The sequence below is a fragment of the Streptomyces sp. NPDC050388 genome, from assembly GCF_040655635.1.
In the GTDB taxonomy this organism is placed as follows: domain Bacteria; phylum Actinomycetota; class Actinomycetes; order Streptomycetales; family Streptomycetaceae; genus Streptomyces.
Window position 1 is genome coordinate 1 of the sequence record NZ_JBFAKH010000132.1, and the last position, 13,135, is coordinate 13,135.

Consider the following 13,135-nt stretch of genomic DNA (forward strand, 5'->3'; position numbering starts at 1 on the left):
GAGCCGGTCACCGTGCCCGCGGCGATCGCTTCCAGGCCACGGACGAGGTCGTCCCGTCCGCCGCCCACCACCGCGGCACGCCGCTCGAAGTGCACCCGGGTAAGAGCCAGGGAGTACCCCAGGTCGAGCGGCGACAGCCCCGCGTCCTCCCGGGCCCGGGCCAGCAGCCGCTCGGCCTGGCCGGCCAGCGCCTCTGGCGTCTTGGCCGACAGCAGCCACGGCACCACCGGCAGCGTGACCGCCGGCTCCTCCACCGGGGCCGGCTCCTCCTCGGCGGCCTCCAGGATGACGTGCGCGTTGGTGCCACTGATGCCGAACGAGGAGACCGCGGCGCGGCGCGGGCGCTCGCCCGTCTCCGGCCAGGCGCGGGCCTCGGTCAGCAGCTCCACCGCCCCCGCCGACCAGTCGATCTTCGACGACGGCTCGTCCACGTGCAGGGTCTGCGGCAGCATCCCGTGCCGCATGGCCTGCACCATCTTGATGATGCCGGCGACGCCGGCGGCGGCCTGGGTGTGCCCGATGTTCGACTTCAGCGAGCCCAGCCACAGCGGCCGGTCCTCCGGCCGGTCCTGGCCGTAGGTGGCCAGCAGCGCCTGCGCCTCGATCGGGTCACCCAGCTTCGTGCCGGTGCCGTGCGCCTCCACCACGTCCACGTCCGCCGCCGAGACACCCGCGTTGGCCAGCGCCTGACGGATGACCCGCTGCTGCGACGGGCCGTTGGGGGCGGTCAGGCCGTTGGACGCGCCGTCCTGGTTGACCGCGGAGCCGCGGATGACCGCCAGGACCTGGTGGCCGTTGCGGCGGGCGTCGGACAGCCGCTCCACCAGCAGCACACCCACGCCCTCGGACCAGCCGGTGCCGTCCGCCGCGTCGGAGAAGGACTTGCAGCGACCGTCGGCCGCGAGGCCGCCCTGGCGGGAGAACTCCACGAAGGAGCCGGTTCCGGCCATCACCGTCACGCCGCCCGCGAGGGCGAGGTCGCACTCACCGTTGCGCAGTGCCTGCGCCGCCAGGTGCAGGGCGACCAGCGACGAGGAGCACGCCGTGTCGACCGTCACCGCCGGCCCCTCGAGCCCCAGGACGTACGCGACCCTGCCCGAGGCGACGCTGCCCGCGGTGCCGGTGGTCACGTACCCTTCGGCCTGGCCGATGTCGGTGCTGGTCGTGCTGGTTCCGTAGTCGTGGTACATGAGGCCGACGAAGACGCCGGTACGGCTGCCGCGCAGGGACACCGGGTCGATGCCTGCGCGCTCCAAGGTCTCCCACGACGTCTCCAGCATGAGGCGCTGCTGCGGGTCCATGGCGAGGGCCTCGCGCGGCGAGATCCCGAAGAACTCCGCGTCGAAGTCGGGGGCGTCGTGCAGGAAACCGCCCTCGCGGACGTACATCGTGCCGTGGTGCTCGGGGTCGGGGTGGTACAGCGAGGCGAGGTCCCAGCCGCGGTCCTCGGGGAAGGGGGTGATGCCGTGGTCGCCGTCCAGGACCATCCGCCACAGGTCCTCGGGTGAGGCGATCCCGCCGGGTAGGCGGCAGGACATGGCAACGATCGCGATGGGTTCGTCCGGGGCGACGGCGCGCACGGTGTTGTCGCTGTCCGCGGTGGTGGCGCCGCCGAGGAGGACGTGCAGGTGCCGGGCGACGGCGTCGGGGGTGGGATGGTCGAACGCGAGGGTGGCGGGCAGCGTGAGGCCTGTGGCGGAGGCCAGTCCGTCACGGAACCGGACGGCGGTGACGGAGGTGAGGCCGAGGGCCTTGAAGTCGCGTTCTGGATCGATGACGGTGACGTCGCGCAGGCCGACCGCGGTGGCGGCCTCGGCGCGGACGAGGTCCGCAAGAGTGCGCATCCGGTCCGCCTCGGTGAGGGAGGCGAGTACGCGCCTGAGGGCGGCCGCGGCACCGGTGCCCGCCGCGGCGGACGCGTCGGACGGGGATGCCGCCGGGGCGTGGGGAGCGGAGGGGTCGGCGACCAGGCTCGGTTCGTCGAGCATCAGGGCGGCGTCGACGGCGGCGGCCCGTTCCCGGTCGGAGAGGCCGGGACGGGTCGTCAGGGCGATTGTCGCCAAGCCTCGTTCGCGGCGGTGCGCGGCCAGGGCGTGGGCGAGGGACTCGGCGGCGGGATCCGCGCCGTGGGGAGCGAGGAGCAGCAGGCGGGCCGGCCCGGCTAGACCGTCGAGCCGTACGAGGGTGTCGAGCTGATCGGGCCGCCCGTCGGTGGGAAGGGCGTGGACGACGAGGGCCGACGGGTCGGTGACGTCGGCGGAGCCGGTGGCCGTGGTGACGTCGGCGCCTGCGGCGGTGAGTTCCGCCCGGAGGGCCTCGATGCCTTCGTTCGCGGGCGTGGTCGCGGAGGCGAGGCCGAGCAGTACGAAGCGGTGCGCGCCGTGGGACGTCGCGAGATGACGGGCGATTGCCGCGGCGGACGCGTCGTCCGCCCCGGCGATCACGACGGTGCCGTCCTGGGCGGCGGACGGGCGGAAGTCGGTGTGCGGGATGCCGTCGAGCGTGGGTACGAGGACCTGGCCGCCACGGACGGCGACGTCGTGTCGCCCGTCCCGCACGGCGGCGAGGAACGCGGCGGCGGTGGCTGCGGTGGACGGGTCGTCGACGTCGGCGTACTGGACGGTGTCGTGCTCGTGCAGGGCGCCGCGCACCGGTGCGCCGGCGAGGTCGCGTATCGGGTCGTGCGGACCGGTGGACACCGCGCCGTGGGTGACGACGACGATCCGGGCGCCGGCGAGGACGGGTTCTGCGGCTAGCCGGTCGAGTTGTTCCACCAGGGCGGTGCGCGTGGCCCCGTCGGCAGAGGCGCCGAGCACCACCACGGCCGGTGCGGGGGCGTCTCCCGCGGCGGCCGCCCCGGTGAGGGCGGCCGCATCCGCGTACGGGTGGACAGTGACGCCGGCGGAGCGCAGGCTTTCGGCCAGGCCGGGGACAGCGGTGCCGAGGACAGCCCAGGCCGGCTCGTGGGACGCGTCGGGCCGTGTGGCGGGCAGTGCCGTCCACCGTGCCCGATGGAGGCTTTCGTGGCGTTCGGCCACGGCGAGCAGGCGGGCCGGGACATCGAGCAGCGCATGGCGGCTGATCTTGCCGGAGGCGGTCCGGGGGACCTTGCGTATCTCGTACAGCTCGTGGGGGACCTTGTGGTACGAGAGGCGCTCCCGGCACGTCGCGTACAGGGCCGCGACGTTCACACCGTCGGGGCCGGGGACGAGGAAGGCCACCGGGACCTCGCCGAGGACGGGGTGCGGTCTGCCGGTGACGCCGGCGTCGGCGACGCCGGGCACGCCGAGCAGGACGTCCTCGACCTCGGTGGGGTGGATGTTCTCACCGCCGCGGATGATGAGCTCCTTCAGGCGGCCGGTGATGGTGAAGTGGCCGGAAGGGGCGCGGCGTGCGAGGTCGCCGGTGCGGTACCAGCCGTCGACCAGGACCTCGGCGGTGGCGTCGGGCCGGTTGTAATAACCGACCATGACATTGGGGCCCTTGACCCGGATCTCGCCCTCGTCGCCGGGAGCGGCCTCCTGCCCGGTGACGGGGTCGACGAGACGTACGTCGAGTCCGGGGACGGGCAGCCCGCAGGAGCCTTCGACACGGGGGCCGGTGGCGGTGCTCATGGTGATGGCGCCGCAGGCCTCGGTGCTTCCGTAGATGTTGAGCAGAGGGACACCGTAGGCGGCCTCGAAGGAGTTCTGGAGGGTGGCGGTGGTGACGGCGCCGGCGACGAGACAGGTCCGCAGGGAGGGGGCGCGGAAGCCCTGGCCGTCTGCGGCGGCGACGAGATGGTGGTAGAGGGCGGGGACGCCGGCGAGGAAGGTGGCGGACTCGTCGCGGACGGCGTCGGCGATGTCGGCGACGGAGAGTCCGTCGAGGATCCGGGCGGTAGCACCCACGGCGGTCACGCCGACGACGCAGGCGATGTGGGAGAAGCTGTGGAACAGCGGCAGCGGCCACACCACACGGTCGTCGGCACAGAGCCCGGCGACGGGTGCGTACGAGGCGGCGACGGCCCACAGGGCGCTGCGCTGTGTGGACAGGACGCCCTTGGGACGGCCGGTGGTGCCGGAAGTGTAGAGCTGCCAGGTGATGTCGTCGAGGCCGAGAGAGTCCCGGGCGGGCGTGGGGGGCTGAGTGGTGGCGAGCGTCTCGTAGCAGTGGGTGCCGGGTGCGGGTGGCGCCGCCGGGAGGGTGTCCGGGACGACGACGAGCACCAGGTCCGCGCCGGCGGCGGCGCGGCGCACCTGGTCGGTGTGCGCCGGGTCGGTGATGACGACGCGGGCGTCGCTGTCATGGAGGATGTGGGCGAGCTCGCTGTCCGAGGAGCGCGGGCTGACGGGGACGCCGACGGCGGCGGCGCGGATGGCCGCGAGGTAACTCTCAACGGTTTCGACCCGGTTGCCGAGGAAGATGACGATCCGGTCCCCGGGGGCGAGGCCGAGGGCGGCCAGATGTCCGGCGAGCCGGGCGGTGCGCTGTTCCAGGGCCGCGTAGGTGACGGACCGGCGTGCGTCCCGGAAGGCCGTTTTGCCGGCGGACCGTTCGGCGTGTCCCTTGAGGATTTCGGGGAACGGGCGGATCAGCTCAGCACGCAGCATGTCATCATGTCCGTCTCTCGAGTCGGCCTCCCGGCGTCATGTGCCGATCGGCGCACTTGCGACCGAGAGTGTTTCTTTCAGTGTGGACGCGGCGGGGTGTCCCGCTGAACCCCTGCCGGCCCCTGTTTCTCCTCCCCTATGCCGGGGTGTCGAGTACGTCGATCTTCACGTCCGCGGGAAATCCCGCGTCGGGTCCGCCGACTCTCCGGGCGAACTCGGTGAGGGCGACCAGCTGACGCGTTCCGAAACTGAAGTCGAGGCCGTTCACGTAATAGTCCTTCAGCGTTTCGGCATCGAATTCCACTTTTCTGGCGGCCTGCTCGCAGATGAGGTCGATCTCCTGGAGGGAGAGGTCACGGGCCTCGGTCAGATCGGCGTGGAACCGGCGGACGACGCCGGGTTCGCGGGCGAGGAACTCCCGCCGGGCGGCGAAAACGGCGAAGACGAAAGGCAGACCGGTCCAGTCGCGCCACATGCCGCCGAGGTCGTGGACGTGCAGGCCGAGCCGGGGGGCGTCGTGGAGGGCGGCGCGCAGGGCGGGGTCGCCGATGACGACGGCCGCCTGGGCGTCGGCGAGCATCGCGCCGAGGTCGGGCGGGGCGACGTGGTAGACGGGGCGGACACCTATGCGCTCGGCGAGCAGGAGCTGGGCGAGACGGACGGAGGTGCGGCTGGTGGAGCCGAGGGCGACCTTCGCGTCGTCGAGCTCGTCCAGCGGAACCTTGCTGAAGATGAGGCAGGACTGGACGTCGCCGTCGCTGCCGACGGCGACGTCGGGCAGGACGACGAGGTCGTCAGCGTTCTTGAGGAACTCGAAGACGCTGATGGCGCTGATGTCGAGGCGGCCCTCGGGAAGGGCGGCGCTGAGGATCTCCGGGCTGGCCTCGGTCAGGTCGAGGCCGGTGAGGCTGCCCGTCTTGGTCAGGCCCCACAGCAGCGGGAGGCAGTTGAGGAAGGAGATGTGGCCGACGCGGGGCCGGGAGCCTTCCGGCCCGTCCGGTCGGCCGTACGCCGCGGGCCGGGTGGACGCGTGGGACTGGTGGTTCTCCGGCGCCCCGGGAGAATGGGAATGTGTGTGCCTGGCGTTTCGCACTGTTACCTTCTCGAGGTTGCCACGTTTTCCGGTGTTTGCTTTCCGAGACCCTGACCGTGACCGTTGATATTGTCGGCAACCTGGTCAGTGGCGCGAATTCCGGTCGCCATCAAGAGCTGTGAGTGCGGCAACCGTACCGCCATCCGGAACCGGCAGAGCGCGCTGCCGTGCGGCAGGAAGTGGCCTGGCATCAAGTGGCCAATTGCGTTAGGGGTTTCCACCCCTAACCTTAAGGGGGTGATCCAATTTGTTAAGGGTTGTCCGCCCTTCCGGTGCACCCTACCCTCCTCAAGGAGTCAACCGGCATTCCTCACCACAGCCTGGCGAATGAATGGAGAGCCATGTCTGTCCATATGGAGGCGGAGAACGCCGCCGATCCGGTCTTCCTCCTGGACGATGCGGAGAGGACCGCCCTCGAGGAGCTGGCCGAGGCGCTGTGCGCCACGGCGCCCGGCCTGGTCGACGACGACCACTGGGTGGCGGCCGCCCGCCGGCTGTCGAGTGACCTGCCGCCCCGCCTGCGTGCCCGGCTGCGCCACTTCACCTGGGACGCGGGAACCGACGCGATGCTGCTGCTGCGCAACCTCCCGGTGGAACCGGCCGGGACGCCGCCGACGCCGGCCGTCCCCGGATCGGTGCAGCGCACCGCGACGGTCCCGGCCGCGGCACTGGTGCTCATCGGCATGGCCATGGGAGAAGTGGTCGCCTTCGACAAGGAGAAGTCGGGGGCGCTGGTGCAGGACGTGGTGCCGGTGCCGGGCATGGAGTCGTTCCAGGGGAACGCGGGCTCGGTGAAGCTGAACATGCACACGGAGAACGCGTTCCACCCGCTGCGCCCGGACTTCGTGGGCCTGATGTGTCTGCGCAACGACCACGAGAACGTGGCGAAGCTGCGTGTGGCGTCGGTCCGCAGGGTCGTCCCGCTGCTGCCGGACTCCGTGCGGACGGTGCTGCACGAGCCGCGATTCGTCATCGCGGCACCGGCGTCGTTCGACATGCCGCCGGGCAGCGAGCAGCCGCGCGGCATCCTGACGGGCAGTGTCGACGACCCGGATCTGACGGTCGACTTCAGCAGCACCACCGCGCTGGACGACGAGGCCGCCGACGCGCTGGCCCTCCTGGAGAAGGCGGTCGAGCGCACCTACCGGGACCTGCTCCTCGAGCCGGGCGACCTGGCCTTCGTCGACAACCGGATGGCGCTGCACGGCCGCAACGCGTTCGAGCCGCGCTACGACGGCGCCGACCGCTGGCTTCAGCGGATCTTTGTACACATCGACCACAGGCGGTCGCGTGCGCTCCGACCGAACGGTGGTCAGGTCCTGCTCAGCGCCGCGCCGGCCGGCGACACGACGGAGAGGTAAAGCACCATGACCATCGGGACGGACCCCGCCCCCTACACCCGGCCGGTCTCCCCGATGGAGGCATGGTTCCTGGTCTACCCGGACTCGATGCCCGGCGTCATGCATCTGTTTGTCAAGGGCACCGGGCTGATCACGCGGCCCCAGCTCGCCGACGCGGTCGAGCGGGCCGCGTCGGCCTGTCCCGGCACCCGGCTCACCCGGGACGGCATGACCTGGCGGGACAGTGGCGTGGCCCCGGTCGTCCGGGAGCTGCCCGCCGGAGGCCTGGACCCCTCCGCCGACGCCCCGGAACTGCACCGCCCGCTGATGGGCGACGGGGGCCCCACCTGTGAGGTGCTGGTGGCGGGTCACGACGGCGGCACGCACATCGTGTTCCGCGCGTTCCACGGCGCCCTCGACGGCAAGGGCCTGATGTTCTGGGCCGAGGAGGTGTTCAGGGCGCTGCGCGGCGAGTCGCTGCTGGGAGCGCCCGACGCGATGAGCGAGGCCCTACTGCTGGACCGGCTGGACGCGCAGGGTGTGACGTTCTCTCCCGGCATCGAGGCGGATCTTTCGTGGCCGTCGGCGCTGGGAGCCCGTCCCGCGGGAGGCGGGGACCGGGGCTTCTTCTGGCGCCGGCGCACGGTCGACGGCTCCCACCCGGGCGCGGTCGCCAAGGTGGCGCTGGCCGTGGCGCGGGCCCGGGGCGTGGCCACAGGACGTTTCATGGTGCCGGTGGACCTGCGCCGACACGCCCCCGAGCTGCGGTCGACGGGCAACCTGACGCACAATCCGCTGTTCGAGGTGGACGCGGACGCCGGCTGGGAGGACGCGCAGGAGAGGATGCTGACGCTCCTGGCGGAGGGCCACGACCTGGCGGCGCGCGCGGACAGCGTGATGACGCGGGTGCCGCTGGACGTCCTGCGCAAGCAGATCGCGGAGCTGGACGCGTACTCCGCCGCCCAGAGCAAGTACGCGGCATTGGCGATCATTTCGAACATGGGCCGGATCGACGTGGGGGCCCTGAGCACGGGCACGTTCCGGGCCACGGAGGTGTTCGCACTGCCGAACTCCGGGCCGGTCGGGCCTCCGGAGATCGACCTGATGGAATTCGACGGCCGCACGGAGATCACGATCGGCTGGCACGACGAACCGGGGGTCGCCGAGCGTGCCGAGGCGCTGCTCGACGCGATCGAGGAGGAGTTGTCCCCGGTCCACCGCAAGGAGTGGGCGGGCAACGGCACCACGCGGCCGCTGTCCCGGCCCGGCACGGTGGTGGAGCAGTTCGAGGCGCAGGTGACGCGCTCCCCGGACGCGGTGGCGCTCGCCGGCCCCGAGGGCCCGGTGACGTACGCCGAGCTGAACCGCAGGGCCGACGCGATCGCCGCGGAGCTCCAGGACCGGGGTGTGGGCCGGGGCTCGGTGGTGGGTCTGGCCGCGGGCCGCACGGTCGCGGCGACGGCCGGCATCTGGGGTGTCCTCAAGGCCGGTGCGGCCTATCTGCCGCTGGACCCCGCCCATCCCGACCAGCGGCTTTCGGGCCTGCTGCAGGACGCGCGGGCCAGTGTGTGCCTGGTCGAGTCGGCGCTCGCCAAGCGGGACCTGGTCCCGGTGGGCTGCGAGGCCGCCGTGCTGGAGGACCTCGCGGACCGCGGTGGCCGGCCGTCCGCCACCGGGGTACGGCCGGAGGACCTCGCGTACGTCATCTACACGTCCGGTTCCACGGGCCGCCCCAAGGGCGTCGAGGTGGAGCACGCCCAGCTGACGGTCTTTGCCGACTGGGCGATCCCCACCTACGGCGTGGACGACACGACGCGCTTCCCGCTGTTCACGTCGCTGGCCTTCGACCTGTCGAACACGGCACTGTTTCTGCCGCTGCTGGTGGGCGGCTCCATCGCCCTGGTCCCGGACGACATCGACCACGTGGTGCTGCGGGAGATGCTGACGTCATCGGGCGCGAACGCGCTGAAGCTGACCCCGACGCACCTGGACCTCATCAGCCGGCTGGGTCTGCAGCCAGAAGGCTTCCGCACAGTGATCGCCGGGGGCGAGCTGCTGCGCGGCGCGGTCGCGGCCCGGGCCCAGGAGATCTTCGGCCCGCAGTGCCGGATCTTCAATGAGTACGGGCCGACGGAGACCACCATCGGCTGCATGTCGCGGCTGTTCGACCCGGAGAAGGACGCGGAGCTGCCGTCGGTGCCGATCGGGCTGCCGACCCCGAACACGCGGATCCATCTGCTGGACGCACGCGGCTGTTTCGTGGAGCCGGGCGAGGTCGGCGAGATGTTCCTGGCCGGGGACCAGCTGGCCCGCGGCTACCGGGGCCGCCCGGACCTCAACGCGGAACGGTTCGTGCGGCTCGCCGACGGAGCCCGCGTCTACCGCAGCGGTGACCTCGCGCGGCTGCTGCCGACCGGGGAACTGGAGTCGGCGGGACGTACCGACGAGCAGGTCAAGGTGCACGGCCACCGCGTGGAACCGGCCGAGATCGCCCGTGTCCTGGAGGAGCACCCGGCGGTGGCGAGCGCCTTCGCCGCGGGCCTCGCCCGCCCCGGAACCACCGACAGGACGCTGTGCGCGTGGGTCGTTCCCACGGATGGCGAGGTGCCGGCCGACGTGCTGGAGGAGCATCTGCGGGAGCGGCTGCCGCGGTACATGGTCCCGTCGACGACCCTGCTGATCCCGGAGCTGCCACTGACGCAGAACGGCAAGGTCGACCTGTCCGCGCTGCCGAAGCCCGACGGGTCCGGGGACGCTCCGGCCGGCGCGCCCGAGGTGTTCGCCGGGGACACGGCGGAGCGCGACGAGGTGGAGGCGGCCGTCGCCGCGATCTGGACCGACACGCTCGGACTGTCCGCCGACCGGCTCGACCAGGACCCGGACTTCCACACCCTGGGCGGCGACTCGGTCACGCTGCTGACCATGCTGTCCCGCGTGTCGGCGGAGATCGTGGGCCACGAGCGGGAGAAGGATTTCATGTCCCACCTCGGCGGCTTCATCGCCCGCCCGACGCTGCGTCACATCGCGGACGTGGCACGGAACCACCGCTAGAAGACCGAGGGAGATCTTTTTGAAGGGCTGCCCGGCCTGCGGCCGGGCAGCCCTTCGGCCTGTGCGGTGGTCGGGCCGGTCGTCCAAGTGCCGTCCGTGCGGGTGAGTCCGGGGCAGGCCGGCCTGCGGAGGCCAAGGGCGGCGGCTCGGGTGCGGAGCCGGTTGTCGTCCTCGGTGGTGGCGCAGGCGGCGGTCGCCGTGGTGGCCGGGCCGGGCGACGACGCGTTCGACCGGTGGTCTCCGGCGCCGGTACGGCGCTTGCCGGTGGGGCCGGTGGCCCGGCCGCTCGTGCCGCCGGGCCGGAACCCGGGTCTTTCACCACTCCTCCGGTCGAACGACGGTGGGGCAGCGCCTCGGAAGGCGCTGCCCCACCGGCCGTGCGGAAACCTCGACTCGTGCGTCAGGCTGCGAAGAGGTCGAAGGTGGAGGTGCGTTTGGGACCGGAGAAGATGTCGAGTTGGGGATCGGCGGTGAGCATGGCCTGGTGCAGGCGCTGGAGCTGGGGGGAGGGTTCGACGCCGAGCTCCTCGATCAGCCGGCCCCGCAGACGCCGGTAGATCTCCAGGGCCGAACCCTGCCGCCCGGCCCGGTACAGCGCGACCATGACCTGGGAGTGCAGGCCTTCGTGGTGGGGGTGGCGGGCGGTCAGCTCGGTCAGTTCGGCGATCAGCTCGCAGTGCCGGCCCAGCCGCAGGTCGGCGTCGATGCGGCGTTCGATGGCCACCAGGCGGCTCTCCTCCAGCCGTAGTACCTCGATCTCCAGGACGGGGCCGTGGCGGACGTCCACCAGCGCGGCACCGTCCCACAGGCCGAGTGCCCGCCGGTAAAGCCTGGCCGATTCCTCGTGGTCACCGGCCTCGAAGGCGGTGAGACCTGCGGACACGAGCTGTTCGTAGCGATGCACGTCGACGCTGTCGGCCGGGATCTGCAGCAGGTAGCCGCCGTGCCGGGTGGCGAGGACGTCCTTGGCGCCGGCCGGGGTGCCGGGGCCCATGGCGGTGCCCAGGCGGCGGCGCAGCTGCAGGATGTAGGTCTGCAGGGTGGTCAGCGCACTCTGCGGCGGCCGGGAACCCCAGATCTCCTCCATCAGTGTCTGCACCGACACCACCCGGCCCGGATACAACGCGAGCAGGGACAGGATCTGCCTCGGCTTGGCCGCCGATGGGACGATCGACCCCCCATTGACCTCGGCACCCAACGGACCCAGAACCCGAATCTCCATGCTCCCGCTCCCCCTTCCGAACTCGTCGTGCCTTCAACCGCACGCTAGTCCGAAACCGGCTGCATCGGCCGCGGTCTCCAGCCCTCTTCCAGCACACCTCCAACGAAGATCAGCAGGAAGTGTGTTCAGAGTGTGTCGGGTCGAGAGGGAGGTCGCCGCGGGAGTCGGTCCGGAGCTTGCGGTAGACCCGGGTCAGGTGTTGTTCGACCGTGCTCACCGTGAGGAAGAGCTTCGCCGAGATCTCCCGGTTGGTCAGTCCCTGCGCGACCGGCGTGGCGACACGTTGTTCCGAACTGCTCAGCTTCATGACCGTGCCGAGGGCCGGGGCGGAACGGACGTGTCGTGTGCGGAAGGCCAGGTACCGCAGGGACGCGGTGTCCGCGTGCTGCACGTCGTCGACGCACAGCACGAGCGGTCGGCCGCCGGCGTGTGCGAGCAGCGCGTCGCGGAACGTCCGCATGGCCTCGACGCCGGGGACCGTGTCGCGGGTGGCGCCGGCGAGCACGAGGTCCGGCGGGCCGTGGACCAGCCGCCGCAGCACCCCCAGGGTGACGTCCCGTTCGGCCGGCGCGGCGACGGCGGTCAGCACCAGGGCGTCGGCGGCGGCCCGCTCAGCGGTGTTGTCGAGGACCGCGCTCTTGCCGCACCCCGCCGCTCTCTCGACGAGCACGACCCGCGAGGCGCCCGCCGCGCAGTCCGCGAACGCCGCGTCCAGCGCTTCGGTCACGGACGTCCTGCCCACCAGCGTCATGCTCGCCCCCGTCGCCGACAACGCACCCTCACCGGGACAGGGTGAAGTCCCCCTCTACAGAGGTGCTGGAGCGATCATGGAGAGGCGGACGAGCGGCACGGCGGGCGGGGCCGGAATCACGGTTCGGCGCAGATGAGTCCCGCGTCGCGCATTTCCTCCACCCAGATCTCGAGATCGGCATGCGCGTTCACCGGGTCGGTGTGCCACATTCTGGCGAGGGTATTCGCGGCCGCCACCGAGTCGCCGTCGTGATGGCACAGCGCGATCCACATCGCCGCGCCCATGGGACCGCACCGGTAGTAGGCCGGCCTCATCGCCGATTCCGCCAGCAGTTCCAGACAACCGTCCGCGTTCACAGAGGTGACCTTCACGCCGGGCACCGGTCGAAACCGCACAGACACCTCCAGCGCCAGCCTTTCCGAAGACACCTTCTTGAGCGCCCGTCCTTCACCGGTCAAGGGAACCTCAAACTATTACGGAAACGCCGTCAAATCCATGGAGGACGCCGCACTCAGGGGTCACCGGCCCAAGCACCCCTATACCGGGGCGCGAGCGGACCCGCCTGTAGGGGCACACCCGGGGTGCGCGCCGAAGGCGGAACCGCGCCCCGTCCACGGACGGACCGTCCGGGGGCGTCTCTCACCTTCACCCGGGGGAATTCCTGGTTCCCCGGCCCGGGCGCCTTTACGGAAAGGGAAACCGCACACCCGCCCTTTTCTTCGATCGCCCTGGCTTTCGTGGCTCCATGCGCGGAAACCCGCCCCGGGCAAACCGTCCGGAACGCTCCCCGCCGACGGTGCTCCCTCCGTTCTCGCAGCCCCTCCCGCAGGATCCCGCACCTTCCGGAGAATCCCGTTCCGGGCACCGGCCGGCACGGACGGAGGCCGCGGCCGGTGCGGTGGACGCCGCTCCGCCGTCGATCCGTTCAGGAACGGTTCTTCAGCTTGTTCTTGCGAGGAACCCCGGGGCTTCAGCCCCGGGAGGAACCGCGTCCTCGTGGATCGCGGCGTGCAGCGCCGCGGTATCGCTGTGTCCGTCCGGCCGTGGAGCGGCCGGGTCCCGCCCACGGGCGCGGTGAGGCGGCCC

Annotated in this window: 6 protein-coding genes and 2 pseudogenes; 2 read left to right on the plus strand and 6 right to left on the minus strand. The window is 71.9% G+C overall.

The annotated features are described in order from the left end of the window. Together AB0I73_RS37845 and AB0I73_RS37850 are read right to left on the minus strand one after the other, a co-directional pair. The coding region (locus AB0I73_RS37845) for a beta-ketoacyl synthase N-terminal-like domain-containing protein (protein WP_363044949.1) at window positions 1-4,592 on the minus strand (4,592 nt) is incomplete at its 3' end. 136 nt (window positions 4,593-4,728) lie between these two features. After that, on the minus strand, window positions 4,729-5,553 hold the full coding sequence (locus tag AB0I73_RS37850; RefSeq protein WP_363044954.1) for a menaquinone biosynthesis protein: 825 nt from the start codon (window positions 5,551-5,553) through the stop codon (window positions 4,729-4,731). Between the two features lie 473 nt (window positions 5,554-6,026). On the opposite strand from AB0I73_RS37850, the gene AB0I73_RS37855 reads away from it, so the two are divergent. Together AB0I73_RS37855 and AB0I73_RS37860 are read left to right on the plus strand one after the other, a co-directional pair. Then, window positions 6,027-7,046: a TauD/TfdA family dioxygenase gene (locus AB0I73_RS37855; RefSeq protein WP_363044950.1), complete on the plus strand. Its 1,020-nt coding sequence runs from the start codon at window positions 6,027-6,029 to the stop codon at window positions 7,044-7,046. Window positions 7,047-7,052: 6 nt separating this feature from the next. Further along, window positions 7,053-10,076: a non-ribosomal peptide synthetase gene (locus tag AB0I73_RS37860; protein ID WP_363044951.1), complete on the plus strand. Its 3,024-nt coding sequence runs from the start codon at window positions 7,053-7,055 to the stop codon at window positions 10,074-10,076. 400 nt (window positions 10,077-10,476) lie between these two features. On the opposite strand, the gene AB0I73_RS37865 is transcribed toward AB0I73_RS37860, so the two are convergent. From AB0I73_RS37865 to AB0I73_RS37880, 4 genes and pseudogenes are all read right to left on the minus strand, one after another. Next, a complete protein-coding gene (locus tag AB0I73_RS37865) occupies window positions 10,477-11,298 on the minus strand; it encodes an AfsR/SARP family transcriptional regulator (RefSeq protein ID WP_363044952.1) in 822 nt (273 codons plus the stop codon). A gap of 109 nt (window positions 11,299-11,407) precedes the next feature. Beyond that, window positions 11,408-11,599: pseudogene (locus AB0I73_RS37870) on the minus strand (helix-turn-helix transcriptional regulator); the annotation flags it as partial. A gap of 36 nt (window positions 11,600-11,635) precedes the next feature. After that, window positions 11,636-12,049: pseudogene (locus AB0I73_RS37875) on the minus strand (AAA family ATPase); the annotation flags it as partial. A 116-nt stretch (window positions 12,050-12,165) separates the two neighbouring features. Beyond that, on the minus strand, window positions 12,166-12,507 hold the full coding sequence (locus AB0I73_RS37880; protein WP_363044953.1) for a PqqD family protein: 342 nt from the start codon (window positions 12,505-12,507) through the stop codon (window positions 12,166-12,168). Window positions 12,508-13,135 lie beyond the last annotated feature (628 nt).